This is a genomic window from Paenibacillus sp. GCM10027628 (assembly GCF_042676385.1).
Taxonomy (GTDB): domain Bacteria; phylum Bacillota; class Bacilli; order Paenibacillales; family NBRC-103111; genus Paenibacillus_E.
In genome coordinates this window covers 21337-43576 of sequence record NZ_JBHTHA010000083.1, presented here as the reverse complement: position 1 = coordinate 43576, position 22240 = coordinate 21337, and the positions used below count along the sequence as shown (strand labels likewise).

Here is a 22240-nt window from a genome sequence, read left to right as displayed (position 1 = left end):
AGAGTCGATTGCTCGACTTGCTTCTTCACTCGTTGTTCAGTTTTCAAAGAACAATCTTGCTTGTCTACCCTGCTCTCTCTCGAAAGCCGGAAGACTAATATACCACATTCAAAAATCTTTTGCAACTTGTTTTTCTCAAGTTACTTTCGCTGCCTCTCAGCGGCGACATTTAATAAGATACCACAGACGGGATAAACAATGCAAGTGTTATTTTAAAAAAATTCGGGACGCCCTTTGGCGCCCCGAATTATAAGGATTTTACTCGCTTTGACGTTCGCGCATTAATGGGAATAACAGTACGTCTCGAATCGATGGAGCGTTCGTCAAGAGCATGACCAGACGGTCAATACCGATGCCAAGTCCGCCTGTAGGCGGCATACCGTACTCCAGTGCGCGGATGAAATCATCATCCATTTCATGAGCTTCATCATTGCCCTGCTCTTTTTCACGAAGCTGCGCTTCAAAGCGCTCTCTTTGATCAATAGGATCATTGAGCTCAGTGAAGGCATTTGCATGCTCACGCGCTACGATGAAGAGCTCGAAGCGATCCGTGAATCGTGGATCTACCGGATTCTTTTTGGCTAATGGAGAGATTTCTAATGGGTGTCCGTAAATAAAGGTCGGCTGAATCAGCGTTTCTTCAACGAAAGTCTCGAAGAACTGGTTCAAGATATGACCGAATGTCATGTGAGGCTCTACCGGAACTTTATGTTCTTTGGCCAAACGATGCGCTTCCTCATCGGACATATGGACACTAAAGTCCACGCCTGTGACTTCTTTGACTGCATCGACCATGGACACACGTCTCCAACCAACCGCTAGATTGACTTCGTGCTCGCCATATTGAATCGTTGTCTTGCCGAGAACCTCTTGAGCGATATGCGCAATAAGCTCCTCAGTGAGCTTCATAATGTCTTTGTAATCCGCATAAGCCTCGTACAACTCGATCATCGTGAATTCCGGGTTATGACGCGTGGATATCCCCTCATTGCGGTATACACGGCCGATTTCATAAACTTTTTCCAAACCGCCTACGATCAGGCGCTTTAGATGAAGTTCGATAGCGATACGCATGTATAGCTGCATGTCGAGAGCATTATGGTGGGTAATAAACGGACGCGCTGATGCACCGCCGGCAATCGCATGCAAGGTCGGCGTTTCAACTTCCAGGTACCCCAAAGAATCCAGGTAACGGCGCATCGATTGAATAATGCGGGAACGAAGAATAAATGTTTGCTGAACGTCCTGGTTCGTGATCAAATCCACGTAACGCTGGCGGTAGCGAAGCTCAACATCGCTGAGTCCGTGAAATTTATCAGGCAGCGGGATTAAGGATTTAGTCAGAACTTCAAGAGATTTCACCTTAATAGAAGTTTCACCGGTTTTGGTTTTGAATACGACACCGCGAACGCCTACCATATCGCCTAGATCAAGAAGATCAAAAGCTTGATATTTATTAGCGTCTACCGAATCTTCACGAACGTAAATTTGGATTTTGCCGGAAATGTCCTGAAGATGGGCGAAACTGGCTTTGCCCATGCCTCTTTTTTGCATGATCCGACCAGCAACGGAAACCTCTATAGGCTCCGCATCAAGTTCTTCCTTGGTTTTATCGTTATACGTATCAAGGATCTGCTTAGCCGTATGCGTTCTTTCGTATTTGCTTCCAAAAGGATCTACGCCTAATGCGCGAAGCTCGTCCAATTTGTTGCGGCGAATGACTAGCAATTCATTTAATTCTAGTTCCTGGCTCATCATTTCATCTCCTAGGTATTATTAGCAGCTTTCACGGATTATGGAATTTTACCGGGTAAAAAACCGGAAAAAGCTTCCTTCCGGAAGCTTTCCAAAGAAACGCGGCTGCAGATTACTTTTTAATATCGATAATTTGATACTGAATGACGCCTGCCGGTACGTTAACATCAACGGTCGCACCCTTTTGCTTGCCGAGAATGGCTTTGCCTACTGGGCTCTCATTAGAAATCTTGTTCTGGAACGGATCGGATTCCGCAGTGCCTACGATGTTATACTCTACGAAATCACCGAATTCCAAATCCTTCAGCGTCACAATCGATCCAACGCTTACCGTGTTGATATCTACATCATCGTTATTAATAATCCGCGCATTGCGCAGCATTTTTTCAAGAGTAATAATTCTTCCTTCAATAAAAGCTTGTTCATTCTTCGCGTCTTCATATTCGGAGTTCTCCGAGATATCGCCATAACCGATGGCTACTTTGATTCTTTCCGCGACTTCACGGCGTTTCACCGATTTCAGATGCTCAAGCTCTTCCTCCAGCTTTTTCAAGCCTTCTTGTGTAAGAATGACTTCTTTTTCACTCATTCCCAACTGATCTCCCGTCGTGTGAAAGATTTTCATATCGTTGAATCAATGCTTCCTGCTAGGAGTTTGGTCTATAAAAAGAGCTGATTCAAGTAGTATGAATTCACTATTAGTTAATATATTAGCTTCGTGCCTCAAGATGACACCGCTGTCGTTCACTATATGCGGGAACATACATTAATATTGACTGATTATATTGCAACGGTTTCAAAATGTCAATCTAAGCCAGTGCTTCATTTTTTAATGAAGTACTGCGCTTTCATGAGCCGAAGCGGACACGGAATGTGCCTCCAGATTCTCGACATATTCGTTCAAAACCCGCACCATTTCGTCCCGTTTCACAAGTTCCATAATGACGTCTTTGACACGAGCTGCGCCTTGCAAGCCTTTGAGGTACCAAGCCATGTGTTTGCGCATTTCCTTCACAGCTACATGCTCGCCCTTCAAGGCAACAAGTCGATCCATGTGGAGGATCGCGATACGGATCTTTTCCTCTGCCGTCGGTTCAGGAGGCAGTTCGCCTTTAGTCAGGTATTGCACCGTACGATACAGCATCCACGGGTTACCCAAAGCACCGCGTCCGATCATGACGCCGTCTACTCCTGTATGGTCGAGCATACGCTTCGCATCTTCCGGAGTCACGACATCGCCGTTACCAATGACAGGAATCGACAACGCCTGCTTCACATCGCGAATGATATCCCAATCAGCTTTGCCGGTGTACATTTGCTCGCGGGTACGACCATGCACGCTGACCGCGCTGCCGCCGCCTCTTTCAACGGCTTTGGCATTTTCTACAGCGTAAATGTGCTCGGAGTCCCAGCCGATACGCATTTTGACCGTGACCGGCTTGTTCACTGCCGCCACAACGGTAGCGATCATTTCTTCGATTTTGTCAGGTTGAAGAAGCCAGCGTGCGCCTGCGTCGCATTTCGTGATTTTGGGCACAGGACAGCCCATGTTGATATCTATAATATCAGCGTTCGTATGCTGATCGACGACTTTCGCCGCTTCGACAAGCGTCTCGGTATCTCCGCCGAAGATTTGAAGGCTCAGCGGTTTCTCCCGATCATCCACATACAGCATATCCATCGTACGGGAGTTGCCGTGGACGATCGCCTTATCGCTGACCATTTCTGCACAGACCAAGCCCGTGCCGAATTCCTTGGCAATCAGCCGGAACGCTGGGTTACAAACGCCAGCCATTGGCGCCAGCACCACTTTATTGGGAGCTTCGACATTACCGATTTTTAGACCCGAAGATTCCATTCTACTCACCTCGCTACCGCAGCGACCAATTCATCGGGCTCGATGTTCAGCACTTGCGAAATTTTATTAATGATTTTGCTATCCGGTTTACGTGTACCCCGTTCTATTGCGCCCAAAATCGCGATCGATACGCCGAGCATATCGGCCAATTCGTTTTGGGTATACCCTTTTAATTTGCGAAAAGCGCGGATGCGCTGAGCTACTGAGCTTTTTTCCATAAAACGACGCCTTCCTTTCCTTCCAGTTTCTCCAATTGGGCGGTGATGAATTCAAATGCTGCATCTTGCCGATTGTAGAGAACCTCTGCGAGAGGAACTAACACAAAAGCCCGCTCATGCATTCGCGGATGCGGAATGATCAAGTCGGGGGTTGAAAGCCGTTCTTCGCCGTACAGGAGCATATCCAGATCAATCGTTCTTGGGCCCCAGCGCAAATCCCTGGTTCTGCCCAACCGCTGCTCGATGGCAAGCATGGTAGTCAGCAGTTCATCAGCAGGCAACGTCGTGGAGATTTCTATAACCATATTCAAAAATGCCGATTGATCAACATAACCTACTGGGTCTGTCTCAAATATGCTTGATTGCGCGGTAACCTTGATCCCGGCATGTTCGTTTAACGCTACAATGGCTTGCTGCAGATAGAGCTCACGATCATCTATGTTCGATCCTAATGCCACATAAGCTGTTATTGCTTGTCGTTCTTCGGCTGTCATTCACTTGGCCCGCTTTCGGTTAATCTCTACCGTAACTCCATCAAATATCACAGGAAATGGCGGATGCGGCTTAATGACGCGAACCGTCACTTCATTGATACTAGTATAAGTATGCAGAAGCTCGGATGCAATATTTTCTGCTAGTGCTTCAATTATTTTGAAAGTGCGGCCCTCGACAACCTCTTTGACTTTAAAAAAGACCTCGGCATAGTTGATCGTGTCGTCGAGATGGTCCGAATGGCCCGGTTTATCAAGCGGAACAAGGAGTTCAACATCGACGTAGAACCGCTGACCGAGTTTGTTTTCTTCTGCGAAAACACCATGATTTCCGAAAAACTGCATGCGGGAGAGTGTGATTTTATCCATATAATGGAGACCTCCTGGAGTAGGTTAATTGCGAATGATAGCATCAGTCATGACCGCAACCCGCTTCATCGACCGAATATCGTGTACTCTGATGATGCCGCAGCCTTGAGCAATACCAAGCGCGACTGTGGCCGCCGTACCTTCCAACCGTTCGTTAGCGGGTACGCCTCCGAGTGCGGTACCGATCATACTTTTGCGCGACGTGCCGAGCAGGACCGGCAGACCGATATCCACGATCTTGCGGAGACGGTTCATGAGAAAAAGATTTTGTTCGTATGTTTTAGCGAAGCCGATACCGGGATCAAGGATGATGTTCTCGATGCGAACCCCAGATCGCCTTGCAAGGTGAATGGATTCCTGTAGATCGGCAAGAACGTCGGAGAGAAAATCGGTATAGTCCATGTTTATGCGATTATGTGTGATGATGAATGGACAATCGTACTGTGCGGCTACTTCGGCCATACGGGGATCAGCTTTACCGCCCCAAACGTCGTTGATGATATGAGCCCCAGCTTCCAAAGCTTGTTTGGCGACCTCTGCTTTATATGTATCTATAGAAATAGGTACGTCAATTTCTTGGCTGAGCGCTTGAATAACGGGAATAACACGTCGCAGCTCTTCCTCTTCTGTAACAAGCGCCGAGCCCGGGCGTGTGGATTCACCGCCGATATCAATGATGTCCGCGCCTTCGGCGATCATTTGACGAGCTCTTTGAACAGCGGTCTCAATGGACAGGTACTGACCGCCATCTGAAAAGGAGTCCGGCGTTACATTCAGAATTCCCATGATGATCGTGCGATCGCCGATAGGCAGCTCATGTCCTCTGCAGGATAACATTTTCATATCTGATCACTTCCTAATATGATTAACGGTTGTTATATAATTCGATAAGTCGGCGTGTTATTGGGCCTGCTTGCGGGCTTGTGCCTATTGGATGCATTTGTCCACTGGGAGTGTACAAAGTTGTGATAGGGACAATTTCCTGGATCGAATTCACGATGAACACTTCATCCGCATCAATCAGATTTTCCCACGTGTACAACCCGTCTTGGGCGCTGATATGGTTCGCTTGAGCGAGTCTTAGAACGTAAGCTCTAGTAATTCCGGGTAGAATGCCCGTATCTAGCGACGGCGTGAACAGAATGGAATCTTTGGTAAAAAAGACGTTACTGACGATGCCCTCCGCCACATAGCCATCCTCGGTAAGCATCAAACCTTCGGCACCTGCGGCCCACTCGTAGTTCTGCAGCTCCCTCTTGGCGAGAATGTTGTTCATATAATGAAACGACTTGAATCGATACAAACCTTCAGGTGTATTCCGAGGCAGTTTCAAAAGCTGCAGCGCTTTGCCTTGCTCGGATATATTTGCGTCCTTTGAAGGCAGCGCCTTGATGTATATGATTTCGTTCGGCTTCTGGTAGGCGCCGGAAGGAAGTCCAAGTACGTCCACGCCTGCAGATACTGAATAACGGATATAAGCGTCGCTAAGGTTATTTGCTTCGAGGAGCTTGAAGATGAGATGCTGTATGCTCTCGATATCAGGCTCGTAGGCAATGCCAAGTTCCTTGCATCCTTCTGTTAAGCGATGAAGATGCTGGGTAAGAAGAAATGGCTGCCCCCCGTATGTGCTAAAGGTCTCGAACAAGCCGAGTCCGTAAAGAAAACCGTGGTCGTAGACCGAGACCACGGCTTGTTGTTCCTCATATAAAGAACCATTGATGCTAATTATCATGAATGGATTACGCTCCTGTTTTTGCTGTACGGCGCAAGAAATTGCGAAGAATTTGATGTCCGTGGTCGGTAATGATCGATTCCGGATGGAACTGAACACCCTCGATCGGATATTCTTTATGTCTAATTGCCATGATCTCGCCCTCAGCGGTACGAGCGCTCACTTCCAGGCAATCCGGCAGCGTCTCGGATTTCACGATGAGCGAATGATAACGCGTTGCCGTGAATGGAGACGGCAGTCCTTCAAACAATGTTTTGCCATCGTGGAAAATTGGTGAGGTTTTGCCGTGCATCAGACGCTCTGCGCGAATTACATCGCCGCCAAACGCTTGTCCGATGGACTGATGGCCCAGACAGACGCCGAAGATTGGGATTTTGCCCTTAAAATGATCGATGAGCGACAGGCTGATGCCTGCTTCATTTGGGGTACACGGACCCGGTGATATTAAGATATGGTCGGGCTTCAGCGCCTCCACACCTGCTAAATCAATTTCGTCATTCCGGCGAACGACGACTTCTTCCCCGATCTCTCCTAAATACTGAACAAGGTTGTACGTAAATGAATCATAATTGTCGATCACTAAAATCATGCTAAGCTCCCCTTTCGTCTCGTCAGCCCTTTGGGCTTCACGCTCGGCTCATGCTCCGCTCGCTAAATTCTATGGCTTTCCACATCGCTTTGGCTTTGTTCAAAGATTCCACATATTCGCGCTCAGGTATGGAATCAATTACGATGCCTGCCCCTGCCTGAATATGCCCCATTCCTTGAACGGCTACCAGCGTGCGTATAATAATATTAAATTCCATATTGCCGTTATAGTCAATCCATCCCATGGACCCTGTATATGGGCCCCGGCGGACCGGCTCGAGTTCTTCGATAATCTCCATGGTGCGGATCTTCGGCGCGCCGGTTATGGTACCGCCCGGGAAGGTCGCGGCGATGACGTCGTAGGCATCCTTGCCTTCGGCGAGCTCGCCGACGACTTCGGAGACGATGTGCATGACATGGGAATAGTACTCGATGACCATGAAGTCCTTGACGCGTACGGATCCGAATTTGGAGATCCGTCCAAGGTCGTTGCGCTCGAGATCGACCAGCATGACGTGCTCGGCGCGCTCTTTTTCGTTGTCGATGAGCTCGCCGGCCAGGCGCAGGTCATCCTGCTCGTCCTTGCCGCGCGGGCGGGTGCCCGCGATCGGCCGCGTGCGCAGCACGCCGTCTTCGAGCTGCACGAGCAGCTCCGGCGAGCCGGACACAAGGGCGAAGTCCGCGAAGCGGAGGAGCCCCATGTACGGCGAAGGATTTACGACGCGCAGCGCCTCGTAAATCTCTTCCGGCGTCGTGTGCAGCCGGCGGCTCTGCCGCACGGAAAGGTTGACTTGGAACACGTCACCTTGCGAGATGTAAGCCTGGATGCGCTCTACCGCAGCCATGAAATCCACTTTACCGAAGGCGGGCTGGATGCCTTCGATGCGCTCTACATCGATGTGCAGCTGCTCGCGCGCCATCGCTGGCTTGTCGCCGGCGGATAGCGCTTGCGCGTCTCCGCCAGACCAGTTGCTTGCGCGAATCGCATGCCAGCGATTCAGCATTGCTTCTGCGCGCTGATGAGCTTGCTCATACAGCTGCCGCAGGTAGGCGTCGTCCCCCTTGCGATCCTCATCAAGGGGGGTATGCACCGCGATGTATAGAGCTTGATCGACGTGATCCAACGTCCATACCTCATCGTACATCGCAAAGCTGTAATCCGGAATCGGGAGATCGTCCGCCGCCCGTTCCGGCAATTTCTCTATGGAGCGAATGACATCATAGCTCCAGTAGCCGACACAGCCGCCAAGAAACTTTGGCGCTCCCTCTGCCTTAGGACTACGGTAAGGAGCCATCCATTGCTTGACGACATCGAGAGGGGATCCGGCCAATGTTTGCGCGGGAACGGATACGGATATTTCCGCCTCCATCCCCTTTCCGCGGATCACGGATATAGGGCGAAGACCGAAAAACGTATATCGTCCGCCTTTTCCGCTCTCCAGCACAAAAGAGTCCGGCGCCGCCTCCTTCCACGCTTCCTGCCAAGAATGGATCCGATCGTCCGCAAGCCCCAGTTTAATGACATAAGGAAGCATTGTATATGCAGAGGACCAAGTGCGCCACTGCTCTATTGTTGTTAGGATCAATTTATGCCCTCCTGAAAACTTTTTATTCCGATGATTCGCATACAATGCTTGCCTGCATGTGACTTATTCGCAGTTCGTATTCCATATAGTTGTCCATAAGTATACTCCAACGGTTCCCGGAAAAAAAGCCCCCAGCTGCGTCTGCGGCTGGAGGCTCTCTATGAAGCAACGAATGCTTATTGCTCTTCGAATTGATACAACGGCGTACTGAGGTAACGCTCACCATTACTAGGAATAATGGCGATGACGCGTTTGCCAGCGCCAAGTTCTTTAGCTACTTTCAACGCTGCGAAGATCGCTGCGCCGGAAGAGATACCGCCAAGGATACCTTCTTCTTTCGCTACACGGCGGGAAGTTTCGAATGCATCGTCGTTCTCAACCGCGATAATTTCATCGTAGATGCTTGTGTTCAAGATATCCGGAACGAAGCCCGCGCCGATCCCTTGAATTTTGTGAGGACCTGGCTTACCGCCGGAAAGTACCGGAGAAGCTGAAGGCTCAACCGCATAAATTTTAATGCCTGGGAAGTTTTCTTTGAGCACGCCGCCTGCACCTGTAATGGTACCGCCGGTTCCAATACCGGCCACAAATGCATCCAGCTTGCCGTCGTGGCCTTTAATCGCTTCAACGATCTCAGGACCGGTTGTTTCGCGATGAATTTTCACGTTAGCCTGGTTTTTGAACTGTTGCGGAATGAAATAGCTTGGATTCTCTGCCTGAAGCTCTTCAGCGCGGCGAATCGCACCTTTCATACCTTCCGCTCCCGGTGTAAGCACCAATTGGGCACCGTATGCGCGAAGCAGGTTGCGTCTTTCCAAACTCATCGTTTCCGGCATAACGAGAATTGCTTTATATCCTTTAGCGGCTGCAACCATAGCCAATCCGATTCCAGTGTTACCGCTAGTTGGCTCGACAATCGTATCGCCTGGCTTCAGCTTACCCTCTTGCTCAGCTACTTCAATCATAGAGATGGCAATCCGGTCTTTTACGCTTGCTCCTGGGTTCTGGTACTCAAGTTTCACATAAACTTCTGCACTGCCTTCAGGAACAACACGGTTTAAACGAACGAGCGGTGTATCCCCAATCAAATCAGTAATGCTTTGCACTAATTTTGCCATGCTCATTTCCCCTCCAGATTGAGTAAACTATGATTTCCGAGTTATTTAGTCGGTATTAATACCTACATCTTATCAATGCACCTACGGGGTTGTCAATCATTTTTCACAGCTACTTATTGAAATAAAGGGTCCACAATCTTAACATTCCATTTGTTCCGAATACTAGTGACATAATCTTTCAAAGGCGGCGCCTCCTGCAAAGCAAGCTCTCTTCTCACATTCTCACGAATAAAAGCTTTATCAGGGTTTGCCTTCTCTCGCCGATTTTTCAGCTTCACAACTGCAAAGCCTTGCTGCACCGGAACCGGCTTGCTGACTTCGCCCACTTTCAACTGCTTAGCCGCTTCTAAAACAGGTGCCGCGATAAAAGGGTCGTCTCCCTCTATCCAGCCTAAATCCCCGCCGCTGTTATTGGTGGCATCGTCCAAGGAACGATCCCTAGCCAAAATTGCAAAATCCTCTCCCTTCGCCAATTCCGCCAACACCTTATTGGCCTGCTCTTTCGTGGATACAATAATTTGCTGAATGTTATATTCCGTCTCCTGCTTGAACTCATCAGGATGGGACTTGATATATTCATCCACTTTAGCATCGGAAATGACGATATTACTCGTTGCGAGCTTTTCTAATAACAACTTATTGCTTACATCTTCTCTAATCTCTTCCTTAGACATCCCCAGTTGGCTCTTCATCGATGCATAAAACTGATCTTCGCTTTCGTACCCCTGCTGCATGCGCTTCAATTCACGTTCGATTTCGGCGTTTCCAACGGTGGTTCCCGTTTGACTTCCTTCCAGACGTATCGCTTCACGATCCAGCATCTGATTGAGCAGCTCTGTACCATAATGACGTTCCAGCGCCGTTTGCAGCTCTTGAATGGTGATTTCGCGACTTCCTATCGTGGCTACTACCCGTTCTTGGTTCTTCCCACTCGGCTGCGGCGGCTCGGTTGGATGAGATGTTTCCGGCTGGTTCGTGGAACGTGCGATCAATAAGGATGTAAGCACAAGAATACATACGGCCAAAATGCCGATGATTCCCCATAATCGCTTTACGTTCCGCATCCTGACTCCCTCTTTGCTTCCATAATCCTGCTTGCTTTACAGGTCGATCATCCGCTGCAAATCTTCACGATCGTAGCGATAAGCTTCATTGCAGAAATGGCAAACGACTTCGGCGAATCCATCATCGTCAAGAATTTCTTGCAATTCGGCTTTGCCTAAGGATATCAACGTTTGCTCCACCCGTTCACGACTGCATTTGCAGCGGAATTTGACGTCCATCTGATCCAAAATCTGTACGGAAGGAAGCACGGTCTGCAGAATTTCCTCCAAATTGAGCCCGCCATCGAGCATACTTGTGAATGAAGGGATACGCGCCAGCATATCCTCAATCTCTCCGATCTCTTCATCCGTCAATCCCGGAAGCAGTTGAATGACAAAACCGCCAGAAGCTTTAATGGAATGATCCCTATCGACGAGCACTCCGAGTGCAACGGCAGATGGCGTTTGCTCCGACTTCGCAAAATAATAAGTGAAGTCCTCCGCTAACTCACCGGAAATAATAGGTACACTGCCCTTATAAGGTTCTTTTAACCCCAAATCCTTTGTTATGTATAAAAATCCTTCCGTCCCGACAGCCGCCGAGACATCCAGCTTTCCGCTCGCCTTGAGAGGCGGATCCACAAGCGGATTATCCACATAACCACGAACCTCGCCCTTGGCATTCGCATCGACCACGATTTGGCCGATCGGCCCGTCGCCTTTCACCTGAATAATCAGATGTTCATCGCCTTTCAGCATAGCGCCCAGGAGAAGCCCGGCAGCAGCCGTTCTTCCTAAAGCTGCGGTAGCTGTGGGCGTCGTTTGGTGTCTGCGGCTAAGCTCTTCAGTAATGGCTGTCGTTTGTACTGCAAAAGCACGGACTCTTCCTTCGAGCGCCGTTCCTCGTATTAAATAATCACTCATGATGGTCCCTTTCTTGAACAGCACTAGGCATTTTTCTCATAAATCATTTGTAAACCTTGCAAGGTAAGCAATGGATTCACGATCTGAATCGTACGGGATTCGCTAGAAATCAGCTCCGCTAGTCCCCCTGTTGCAATCACGGTCGGATTAACATTGAACTCCTGCTTCACGCGCTCTACAATGCCGTCTACTTGACCGACATATCCGAAAATAATACCGGCTTGCATCGCAGCCACCGTATTGCGGCCAACGACGCTTTTCGGCTTGACAAGCTCAATTCTCGGCAGCTTAGCTGCCTTTTGATACAAGGCTTCGGTCGATATCCCGATTCCCGGCGCGATCGCGCAGCCTACGAGCTGCTGCGAAGGATCAATGTAGTCGTAGGTAGTCGCCGTACCGAAATCGACGATGATACAAGGAGCACCATACAGCTCAAGCGCAGCAACTGCATTGACGATCCGATCCGCGCCTACTTCCTTCGGATTGTCTACACGTACATTGAGCCCCGTCTTGATACCCGGACCAACAACGAATGGCGTTCTTTTTATATAGTGTAAGCAAAGGTTTTCCATTACATTCATAAGTGGCGGAACAACGGATGAGATAATTACGCCTTCCACATGTGAGAAGGTGATTCCAGAATGCTGAAACAAACTGTGCAGCAGCATCCCGTATTCATCTACCGTTGCTGAACGATTCGTGCTGATCCGCCAGTGATGAAGCAAGGTACGGTCCCGGTACAAACCGAGCACGATGTTGGTATTGCCCACGTCGACGACAAGTATCACAGCGCAGTCTCCTTCCGCTCATTCAAGTCGAGACTGATATCCAGCGCGGCCACCGAGTAAGTCAACCTTCCTACTGAGATCACGTCAACACCCGATTCAGCCATCTTTTTGATGGTCTGCAGCGTAACGGAGCCGGAGCCTTCTACTACAATATGCGGTGCTTTGTTTTTAATTATTGAAACTGCTTCTTTCATCTTCTCAGGCACCATATTATCGAGCATAATAATGTCCGCGCCTGCTGTTAACGCTTCTTGGAGCTGATCGAAGTTCTCGACTTCCACTTCAATCTTCATCGTATGCGGGATCTGCTTACGTGCTGCTTGGACGGCTTGCGTAATGCCTCCGGAGCCCTTGATATGGTTATCCTTAATCATGACCGCATCGTATAGACCAAATCTATGATTGTGTCCACCGCCTACACGCACTGCATATTTCTCCAGCAATCTGTGACCAGGGGTCGTTTTTCTCGTATCGACAAGCCGGGTTGGCAATCCTTCAAGCGCTTCGACAAATTCATGTGTCTTGGTCGCAATGCCGGATAATCGCTGCATGAGGTTTAGGCTTAATCTTTCACCCAACAAAATGCTTCGCGTGTTTCCTTCAACCACAGCTAGTACAGTCCCTTTCTTAACAGACGATCCTTCCACGGCTTTCGGTTCAAATTGAAGAGCCGGGTCTACGACGCTAAAAACTTCTTTGGCAATGGGCAAACCGCAGAGTATCCCGTCTTCTTTGACGTGGATAATCCCTTTGGACTCATGCTCCAAAGGGATTGTTGTTAGGGTCGTCACATCGCCTGTACCGATATCTTCTTCTAACCATTGCCGTATGTTTTTACGAATAAGCTCCATGTTCAAATCCAGCATGTCAAATCCACTCCTCAACCCTATCTTCCCCGCGCTTGAAGACAATATGCTTCTTCCAGTGGGAGTCGTCTCGTTCCGGGAAATCTTCGCGGTAATGGCCGCCGCGGCTTTCTTCGCGCTGCAAAGCAGCTGTCGTTGTCAGCAGTGCGCAATTGAGCAAATTCGCAAACTCATAATCTTCGCGTTTTGTCATTTGCGTATCATAGATCGTCAACTGTCGCGCTAATTCATCGTAACCTTTTTGCAAGCCCTTGGCTGTGCGGTATATTCCTGCATAACGGAGCATCGTTTTTTGCAATTTCAGCTTCTTCTCGACAACAGCTTGCTTCGGACTCTCGGTTCTTGGCGACTCCGTCCGCAAAACGGGATTACCTTGCAATGGCGACAACTCTTGAATACGCTCAATAATGCGTCTGCCAAAAACGATAGCCTCGGAGAGCGAATTACTGGCCAAACGATTGGCTCCGTGAACGCCTGTCGAAGATACCTCGCCGCATGCAAATAGCCTACGCACGGCTGTTTCTCCGTGAAGGTCTGTTTTCACACCGCCCATCATGTAATGCGCGGCGGGCGCTACCGGAATCCAGTCCGTGGTCATATCCAAACCGTAATTTAAACAATATTCATAGATCGTTGGAAACCGATGTTTGATCAGTTCTTCCGTTTCGTGCGTAATGTCCAGATATACAAAAGTAGATTTATTGATCTCCATCTCGTCAACAATGGCACGAGCAACTACATCCCTAGGCGCTAGTTCCAATTGGGGATGGTACTTCTCCATAAAACGCTCACCTTTGATGTTGCGCAAATAGGCGCCCTCGCCGCGCACCGCTTCGGAAATGAGAAAGCGCGGAGCGCCCGGATAACACAGCGCCGTAGGGTGGAATTGGATGAATTCCACATCCTGAATGTGCGCGCCGGCGCGATAAGCAATAGCAATACCATCGCCCGTGGCGATGTCGGGGTTGGTCGTGTAGCGGAACAGCTGTCCCGCCCCGCCGGAGCAAAGAATCGTTGCGCTGCCGCGGACAAACACTCGCTGGCCGTCCGGCTTCTGTACAAGTGCGCCGTAACACTCGCCGTCCTGCGTAATGAGGTCGATCACGAAGTGATCGTCCCAAATCTCAATGTTCGGATCCAGCTTCGTACGCTTCGAAAGAGCTCGTACAATCTCAGCTCCTGTAGCGTCGCCGTGAGCATGCAAAATACGGCGCTGACTGTGAGCGCCTTCCTTCGTCAATGCAAACTCCCCATTTTCAAGGTCAAATTGGGTGCCCATGCGAATTAAATCCTGGACGCCGTTTGGTCCTTCATGGACCAGTACATCGACAGCTTCAGGTGAACAAAGTCCTGCCCCGGCAATTAGTGTATCCTCTTTATGGTATTCCGGCGAATCCTCGTCGGAGATCACGGCAGCAATCCCCCCTTGGGAGTACCGCGTATTGCTATCGAGGAGCGACTTTTTAGTAATCATCATCACTTTTTTGCTTTCACTTGCGCGAAGGGCGGTGAATAATCCAGCGATCCCTGCGCCAATAACGATCACATCTGTATGTACGTGAGGAATGGAATCTAAGTCTACATCTACAAGGTATCTAGGAAACATGCCGCTTCACCTGTTTCTAACAAAATTACCCCACAAAGGAGGAATGCCTCTGAAGCCTATTCCGGGTACTTTGCGGGGACCCCCAAACATTACCCCACAAAGTGAAGAATGCCTCCGATGACTAATCCGAATACTTTGCGGGGACCCCAAAACTTTAACAAGAGAGTAGCGCATGCTACTTAACTTGTAACATGCGCTCTAAGGACAATCTTGCTTTTTCAGCTACATCTTCAGGTACATAGATTTCTGGCTGCATCGTTTCCAAGGCTTTAACAATCTTCTTCAAATTGTTGACCTTCATATTCGGACAGACCAAGTATTTCGTAGCAAAATGGAACTGCTTGTTCGGGCTGTCTTTACGCAACTGATATCCGGTACCATCTTCTGTGCCGACAATGAACTCTTGGCAATCAGATTCGCGGCAGTATTTGATAATCGCCGTTGTACTGCCAACAAAATCTCCTAATTTCACAACCTCTGGGCGGCATTCCGGATGTACGACAAATTGTGCATTCGGGTACTGTGCACGCATTTCTTCCACATCTTTAACTGTCAGCATATCATGCGTGTTACAATAACCTTCCCAGATGATGATCTTTTTGTTTGTGAATTTTGATACATAGTCGCCCAAATTTTTATCCGGTACCCAGATAATTTCATCTGAATCGACGGATTCGATAACTTTAATCGCATTCGCAGACGTACAGCAAATATCCGTTTCGGACTTCACCTCAGCCGAAGTGTTAATATAAGCTACAACTTTGGCATTCGGATGTTGGCGCTTCAAGGCGCGAAGGCCCTCCACATTAACCATATCAGCCATCGGACAACCGGCACGCTCGTCTGGAATAATAACGGTCTTGTTTGGAGCCAGAATTTTGGCGCTTTCCCCCATAAAATGCACACCGCAGAATACAATCACGTCTGCGTCAGTTTCAGCCGCCTTCTGCGCAAGCAAGAAGGAATCCCCCCGGAAATCGGCAACCTCTTGAACTTCATCTCTTTGATAATAGTGAGCAAGAATAATGGCATTTCGTTCTTTCTTCAGCTTCAACAGCCGCTCTTTGAGCTCGCGGTTCTGCTCGGCTTTTCTTTCTAAAGCTAGAGCTTCCATGAAAGGTTCCTCCCCTATGTGGGACGTAAAATATACTCGCTGTCTATCTCATGATTAGTATGATCAAATGGCTCTAAAATTAGAGATTTACAACTAATTTACACATATCCGCATCCCCTGTCAATGCGCAAATCTACCGAAAAAACCAGAAAATCCGGGTACACCTGACGTGTACACCGGATTTACGACCTGCCCTTGCATGTTACTCTTCGGATTGATCCGGATTGTCGTTCGGATCCTTCTCTTTATCTTTATCAAACTCCAGCTTATTGCTTTCGTTTTCTTGGCTTTGCCCTTGAATGTTCACTTTGACTTCTTCGTCGTCAGCGCCTGCATCCAATCTGCCTTTTTCCAACAGCGCGATAATTTCGTCTTTGTCGAGTGTCTCTTTCTCGAGCAGCGTCTTCGCAATCAAATGAACCTTGTCGGCATGCTCCGTCAAAATCTCACGAGCGCGTTCATAACAGCCGCGGATCATGCTTTGCATTTCTTGGTCGATCTCATAGGCAATCGCATCACTATAGTTCTGCTCATGTCCGATATCACGGCCCAAGAACACTTGACCTTGGGTGTTCCCAAATTGCATCGGTCCAAGCTTATCGCTCATTCCGAATTCCATAATCATGCGGCGAATGATGCCAGTAGCTTTACGGAAGTCATCGTAAGCGCCCGTTCCGATTTCGCCGATGTACAGTTCCTCGGAAACACGACCGCCCAATAGTCCGGTAACTTTATCAAGCAGTTCTTTCTTCGTTTGAACGAGACGGTCTTCGCCCTCTTTGGGCAGCATCATCACATAACCGCCAGCGCGTCCGCGCGGAACGATTGTAACTTTGTGCACCATATCCGCATTCTCGGCATAGTAACCGATGATTGCGTGTCCGGATTCGTGGTAAGCGACAATGCGCTTCTCACGATCGCTAATAATGCGACTTTTCTTCTGCGTACCGACAATAACGCGGTCGAACGCTTCTTCGATCTCGGACATCGAAATATCTTTGCGGTTGCGGCGAGCCGCGATCAAAGCGGCTTCATTCAGCAGATTTTCGAGGTCTGCGCCTGTAAATCCAGTTGTATAGCGGGATAATGCTTCCAGCTTCACATCTTTCGCCAAAGGCTTGTTGCGTGCATGTACTTTCAGTACTGCCTCGCGGCCTTTCACATCCGGACGGTCAACTGTTATCTGACGGTCAAAACGTCCCGGACGCAGCAAGGCAGGGTCCAAAATATCCGGGCGGTTCGTTGCTGCGACAATGATAATTCCTTCGTTCGCGCCAAAGCCGTCCATTTCTACGAGCAATTGGTTGAGCGTTTGTTCACGCTCGTCATGTCCGCCGCCTAAACCGGCGCCGCGTTGACGACCCACTGCATCGATCTCATCGATAAAAATAATACAAGGCGAGTTCTTCTTCGCATTCTCGAACAGGTCGCGCACACGGGATGCACCGACACCGACGAACATTTCAACGAAATCAGAACCGGAAATGCTGAAGAACGGCACGCCAGCTTCGCCGGCGACAGCTCTTGCGAGCAGCGTTTTACCGGTACCCGGAGGCCCGTTAAGCAGAACCCCCTTCGGAATTCTAGCGCCTACGGCTGCAAACTTGCGCGGGTCCTTGAGGAATTCAACGACTTCAACCAGTTCCTGCTTCTCTTCGTCAGCCCCAGCTACGTCCTCGAAGGTTACGCGTTTTTTCTCTTCATTATATAAGCGAGCACGGCTCTTGCCAAAATTCATGACTTTGCCGCCGCCACCTTGCGCCTGATTCAACAAAAAGAAGAACAGGATGAAGATGATGACAAAAGGAATAATGGAAGTGAGGAAGCTAATCCACACGCTATCCCTTTGCATAGTCTCATAAACTTCAGTAGGCACCCCATTTGCCTCAATTAATTGAACCACAAGCGGTTCATAAGGGGCATGGGTTTCGAAGCTTTTCTTATCAGCACCACTAGGCGGGTTAATGTATTTACCTTTAATCAAATACGTATATCCATCAAATTGCAGGTTAACGGATTCCACGTTTTTGTTAATCACCGCTTGGCGGAACTTATCGTAAGTAATTTGCTCCTTTTGGTCGTTTTGGGTACTTATAAAATGAACGATACCCACCGTAACCAAAAATATAAGCAAATAAAAACCAGTATTCCGGATAATCCGATTCATCCCCAACCTCCTCTCGAACGGCACACTTTTATTATTTTACCACATCCCGGTAAAGCACTACAACAAAGCAGTGCGGACAAGCCTAGGGGATATGACTTAGCTGGTATAGATCTCTGGCTTCAATATGCCGATAAATGGTAGGTTCCGATATTTTTCCGCATAATCCAAACCATAACCGACAACGAATTCATCCGGAAGCTCGTAACCGGAATAGTCAGGCTCCAGCTCCACTGTTCTTCGAGCCGGCTTATTAAACAAAGCAACGACTGAAATCGATTTGGCATTGCGTCTTTCTAATACATCTATCAGATAACTCAGCGTTAAACCGCTATCGATAATATCCTCCACAATAAGGATATGACGGCCTTCCACCGGAACGTCCAGATCTTTGATAATCTTCACGACACCTGAGGACTTCGTGGATTGACCATAGCTGGATACCGCCATGAAATCGAGTTCCAAAGGCACTCTAATCTGCTTCACCAAGTCGGCCATAAAAATGAATGCTCCTTTGAGCACACAGATCACGAGTGGGTTTTTCCCTTCATAATCGCTGGAAAGCTGCTCCCCTAATTCCTTGATTTTGTTCTGAATTTGCTCTTCGCTGTAAAGTACTTCTTGAATGTCGCTGTACAAGGATGAACCCCCTAGATTATATTATGAAACCTTATAAATTTACATTCTATAGGTCGTTTAAAATCGCATCTATACGAACGAAATTTACACTGCTAGTTCAGCACCAGCTTCATATGAAGCACTCGTTCTGCTGCCGGCCCTACTAAAGCATGTCTAGACCTGCGAAAGCCGGCAATCCAGAGAATATGATCGGACGCATCGACTATCATAGGAATAACTTCACGCTGACTTATGGGCATCTTGGCATCAATGAACATATCTTTTACTTTTTTGGACCCGTTTAAACCATGAGGTTCCAATCGATCTCCCGCTTTGCGACTTCTTACAAATAGCGGCAATTGAAGCTGGTCCAGATCGAAATAGGCATCCACCGCTGTGGAAGAATGGGTGGACTTTTGATCAGGCGCCGGTTGGATTACCGAGTATTCAAAATGGGCTCCTGCTTCCGGTACGTTCAAATTGTTAGCATTCAACTCGACCTGATGCTGATAAGGCCTGAAAGTCGGAGCGAACAACTGAAATCGAACGGCTTCATATTCTCTCACCATATAAAGCTGTTCATCCACCTCAAGAACTTGATTGGAAACCTGAGCCTGCAAGATTAACTCGCGAATCGACTCGACCTTAGCGAAATCCAGCCTATCCATTCCCAAACAAAGACAGTTTAATATTAGTTTAATCAAACGCCTTTGTAAAGCAACGTGCAGTTCGGTGAAATCCGCCCTCTTCAACCGGCAAATATCCTGCTGCTGAGTGACGATTTGGCGGTAATGCCTCATGGCTTCCTTTTCCAAATAGTCATCCTCTGCCCGCATCAACTCGGTCAATCGGTTCAGCGACTCCGGGAGCTGCTCGTTATACTGCTTCAGCATCGGCAGCACATCCAATCGAACCTGATTGCGAAAGTACTTCCGCAGCTCGTTGCTGCTGTCTTGGCAATAGGCGATTGCGTGCCGGGCACAATACTGCACAAGTTCTGATTTGTATATACGTAGGAAAGGACGAATCAGTTCCACTTTTTTTTCGCGCCTTCTTTCCGGCATGCCAACCAGTCCCGAAGGACCCGTTCCGCGAAGAAGTCGCATTAACACCGTTTCCGCTTGATCGTCGGCATGATGCGCAAAAGCAATGCGCTGAGCACCGTACCGATTCGCCACCTCATGTAAAAAAGCATAGCGCTTCTCGCGGGCCGCCGCTTGCCCGTTAAGCGAAGTTTCTTCTATATAGGCGGGCACATCGATATCGCCAATTTCACACGGCAAATCCAGGCGAGCCGCAAGATCCGCTACGAAAGCAGCTTCAGCATCCGATTCCTCTCCGCGAAATTGATGATTTACGTGTGCCACAATCAGCTTCCAGCGATAACGCTCTGAAAGCGCAAAAAGGACATGGAGCAGCGCAACAGAATCAGGACCTCCTGACACTGCAACGACTACTCCATCTCCTGGATCGATGAGCTGATCTTGGTTGATTCTTTGTTCCACCTTGGCAACAAGGTTATCTTCCATCTGCCAATTCCTTTCTCTTGCCCCAACCTTTTTATTTCCAGTATATATAGACTGTTGCTCCGAAAATAAACAATGAAGCGGCGAAGCATATTTTGAGCCATGGCAGCTGATACGATGCCGGGGCCAGCCTTTTACCTGCGACGAGGCTCCTCCAATAGGGATAGGCTTCTCGGGAGGCTTTCAGCTGCCCGTTTAATGCTTGATGAAGAAATGGCTCAATGCGGGCCGTCGCCGGATTCTCCTTAATAATGGCGTACAGTTGTTCAATTTCCCGGTTTTGCGGCAACGACTGTGAGAAAGCGGCGAACCGGTCTTTTTGATCCAACGCTTTTAACAATAAAATGGCAAATGAAAACAAATCATAGCTTTCTTCCGCAACCCGCTCCCCCGCATTCCAAAAGCCCCGATCGTAAACCTCGGTCAATTGCTTGATGGCTCTGCCTTTGGGCGTTACACCGCCAAAATCTATCAAGTCCACATCACCGTAATTGGAAACAATCATATTCTCTATCTTCAAATCGCCGAAAACGTAGCCGCTTTTATGCAGCTCGGTCAGCTTCTTGAGCAGGTTAGAGCCAATGACATAGATCCAATCCTTGCCCCGCTTATGTAAAAATTCAGAAATAGTCATTCCTTCAATGTATCGCATAACAAAAAAAGGAATTTCTTTGCCCTGTACAACCATATCGTCCACGTCAATCAAGAAGCCCTTAAACGACGTAGCTGTGAGCGATAGCGCGTGCAGCGAATTAATTTCGGATTGATGATCTACGGTTTCATGCCCTGCCTTGAGCGCAAATCTGACAGCTCCTCTACGTACAAGTGCGACAACTCCGTTAGAACCAGCACCTAATAAACGTTCGACCACATAAACGCGACCGTTCCATTTTCCTTGGATTTCTGATCCCGGACGAAATGCGTCCTCATACCACGTAGTCACTCAGCATCCCATCCTCGGCCGGTTCTGAGAAAGGCTTATCCGCCACAAACTGCAGCGTCTGCAGCAAGGCTGGACCTGTCGGTGTTGTACCCTTCATGTTTATTTTATAGAACATCTTGTCCAGATTTGCAAGCTCATTCGTCCAATTGAGATCCATCTCCAGCTCAGAGTCGCGATTCTTAGTCGATGGAAAATGGAAAACGGCCAGTTCGCTCTTGCCCGAGCGGGCCCGGAGACTGAGCAGCAAATCATGAATAGCCTCTCGTACTGCCGCCAGTTTAGGTTTCATGCTTGCGCTTGCATCTATCAATAATGCGACCCTCAAAGAAGAAGTTTCGCTCAAATCATCAATCACTTGAACGACCTCAGCACGTTGCCCGGGCGGCAGTTGTTCAAGTTGCGCATGCCCCAGTATGCTTTGCAATTCTTTGCCGACTGCATGTTGAATGGTAGTGGTTACGGTTTTGCGCGTCATCATCTGAACGGTCTGCGATAGCTGACCAGAATTTACGACCCGGCTCATACCGCCTCCGGCAGCGGCAATCTCTCTAATTTCTTCAGACCCTAGCATTCCTAATTCACCTTGATCAATAACACCAATGACGTTCACAGTGATACCTTCTGCATGCGCTTGAGCCGCTGCAATCACCGGACTTACACCTACATTTGAACACCCATCTGTAATCAGCAAAATTTGTTTCATCATGAAATTAGCCTCCCTGAAACCCGACAAGTTTAACTTTCTAGCAGCTACCTTCCTAGTATTCCCATTTGGAAGAGCGTCTAATCATAGGTTGGGTGGCGGCGAAACGCGACCGCAATTACTGCAGACAAAGCTTGGACTATGCTAGAGATAGATGTTCAGGTGAAAGCGATCCGCTAATATGAATCACTTACACAAAAAAGCTGTAACAGCACCCTGCTGTTACAGCT

Annotated in this window: 22 protein-coding genes; all 22 read right to left on the bottom strand. The window is 48.6% G+C overall.

The genetic code is table 11. The features are described from left to right. Positions 1-258 precede the first annotated feature (258 nt). Complete coding sequence (gene lysS / locus ACFQZT_RS33230) at positions 259-1755, bottom strand: lysine--tRNA ligase (protein ID WP_379307418.1); 1497 nt, start codon at positions 1753-1755, stop codon at positions 259-261. A 112-nt stretch (positions 1756-1867) separates the two neighbouring features. Next, positions 1868-2344: a transcription elongation factor GreA gene (gene greA, locus ACFQZT_RS33225; RefSeq protein ID WP_379307414.1), complete on the bottom strand. Its 477-nt coding sequence runs from the start codon at positions 2342-2344 to the stop codon at positions 1868-1870. A 240-nt stretch (positions 2345-2584) separates the two neighbouring features. Continuing rightward, on the bottom strand, positions 2585-3613 hold the full coding sequence (gene dusB, locus ACFQZT_RS33220; protein WP_379307412.1) for a tRNA dihydrouridine synthase DusB: 1029 nt from the start codon (positions 3611-3613) through the stop codon (positions 2585-2587). A gap of 5 nt (positions 3614-3618) precedes the next feature. Continuing rightward, complete coding sequence (locus ACFQZT_RS33215; protein ID WP_367818657.1) at positions 3619-3831, bottom strand: helix-turn-helix domain-containing protein; 213 nt, start codon at positions 3829-3831, stop codon at positions 3619-3621. Continuing rightward, the gene (gene folK, locus ACFQZT_RS33210) at positions 3813-4325 is read right to left on the bottom strand and encodes a 2-amino-4-hydroxy-6-hydroxymethyldihydropteridine diphosphokinase (RefSeq protein ID WP_379307410.1); all 513 of its coding nucleotides are present in this window, start codon (positions 4323-4325) and stop codon (positions 3813-3815) included. Before folK ends, ACFQZT_RS33215 begins: the two co-directional genes overlap by 19 nt. Next, entirely contained in the window at positions 4326-4691 is a 366-nt protein-coding gene (folB, locus tag ACFQZT_RS33205; RefSeq protein WP_379307409.1) for a dihydroneopterin aldolase, read from the bottom strand. Between the two features lie 24 nt (positions 4692-4715). Next, positions 4716-5534, bottom strand: coding sequence for a dihydropteroate synthase (folP, locus tag ACFQZT_RS33200; RefSeq protein WP_379307408.1), 819 nt, complete (start codon positions 5532-5534; stop codon positions 4716-4718). A 22-nt stretch (positions 5535-5556) separates the two neighbouring features. Next, the gene (gene pabC, locus ACFQZT_RS33195; RefSeq protein WP_379307407.1) at positions 5557-6423 is read right to left on the bottom strand and encodes an aminodeoxychorismate lyase; all 867 of its coding nucleotides are present in this window, start codon (positions 6421-6423) and stop codon (positions 5557-5559) included. A gap of 7 nt (positions 6424-6430) precedes the next feature. Beyond that, a complete protein-coding gene (gene pabA, locus ACFQZT_RS33190; protein ID WP_379307406.1) occupies positions 6431-7012 on the bottom strand; it encodes an aminodeoxychorismate/anthranilate synthase component II in 582 nt (193 codons plus the stop codon). 37 nt (positions 7013-7049) lie between these two features. Beyond that, positions 7050-8597: an anthranilate synthase component I family protein gene (locus tag ACFQZT_RS33185; RefSeq protein ID WP_379307405.1), complete on the bottom strand. Its 1548-nt coding sequence runs from the start codon at positions 8595-8597 to the stop codon at positions 7050-7052. Between the two features lie 176 nt (positions 8598-8773). Next, on the bottom strand, positions 8774-9715 hold the full coding sequence (cysK, locus tag ACFQZT_RS33180) for a cysteine synthase A (protein WP_379307404.1): 942 nt from the start codon (positions 9713-9715) through the stop codon (positions 8774-8776). A 113-nt stretch (positions 9716-9828) separates the two neighbouring features. Next, positions 9829-10779, bottom strand: coding sequence for a peptidylprolyl isomerase (locus ACFQZT_RS33175; RefSeq protein ID WP_379307403.1), 951 nt, complete (start codon positions 10777-10779; stop codon positions 9829-9831). A 36-nt stretch (positions 10780-10815) separates the two neighbouring features. After that, entirely contained in the window at positions 10816-11682 is an 867-nt protein-coding gene (gene hslO / locus ACFQZT_RS33170) for an Hsp33 family molecular chaperone HslO (protein ID WP_379307402.1), read from the bottom strand. 23 nt (positions 11683-11705) lie between these two features. Continuing rightward, entirely contained in the window at positions 11706-12470 is a 765-nt protein-coding gene (locus ACFQZT_RS33165) for a type III pantothenate kinase (protein WP_379307401.1), read from the bottom strand. Then, positions 12467-13336, bottom strand: coding sequence for a carboxylating nicotinate-nucleotide diphosphorylase (gene nadC, locus ACFQZT_RS33160; protein ID WP_379307400.1), 870 nt, complete (start codon positions 13334-13336; stop codon positions 12467-12469). The genes ACFQZT_RS33165 and nadC overlap by 4 nt, the downstream gene beginning before the upstream one ends. A gap of 1 nt (position 13337) precedes the next feature. Next, a complete protein-coding gene (gene nadB / locus ACFQZT_RS33155; protein WP_379307398.1) occupies positions 13338-14942 on the bottom strand; it encodes an L-aspartate oxidase in 1605 nt (534 codons plus the stop codon). A gap of 175 nt (positions 14943-15117) precedes the next feature. Further along, positions 15118-16056, bottom strand: coding sequence for a quinolinate synthase NadA (gene nadA / locus ACFQZT_RS33150; protein WP_379307396.1), 939 nt, complete (start codon positions 16054-16056; stop codon positions 15118-15120). A 202-nt stretch (positions 16057-16258) separates the two neighbouring features. Continuing rightward, positions 16259-18223, bottom strand: coding sequence for an ATP-dependent zinc metalloprotease FtsH (ftsH, locus tag ACFQZT_RS33145; RefSeq protein WP_379307394.1), 1965 nt, complete (start codon positions 18221-18223; stop codon positions 16259-16261). A gap of 96 nt (positions 18224-18319) precedes the next feature. Beyond that, on the bottom strand, positions 18320-18859 hold the full coding sequence (gene hpt, locus ACFQZT_RS33140) for a hypoxanthine phosphoribosyltransferase (protein WP_379307392.1): 540 nt from the start codon (positions 18857-18859) through the stop codon (positions 18320-18322). Positions 18860-18951: 92 nt separating this feature from the next. Then, complete coding sequence (gene tilS / locus ACFQZT_RS33135; protein ID WP_379307390.1) at positions 18952-20367, bottom strand: tRNA lysidine(34) synthetase TilS; 1416 nt, start codon at positions 20365-20367, stop codon at positions 18952-18954. 31 nt (positions 20368-20398) lie between these two features. After that, positions 20399-21307, bottom strand: a complete 909-nt coding sequence (locus ACFQZT_RS33130) for a protein kinase domain-containing protein (RefSeq protein WP_379307388.1) — start codon at positions 21305-21307, stop codon at positions 20399-20401. Continuing rightward, positions 21291-22010 (bottom strand): vWA domain-containing protein, encoded by a 720-nt coding sequence (locus tag ACFQZT_RS33125; RefSeq protein ID WP_379307416.1) that lies wholly within the window; start codon positions 22008-22010, stop codon positions 21291-21293. Before ACFQZT_RS33125 ends, ACFQZT_RS33130 begins: the two co-directional genes overlap by 17 nt. Positions 22011-22240: the final 230 nt, after the last annotated feature.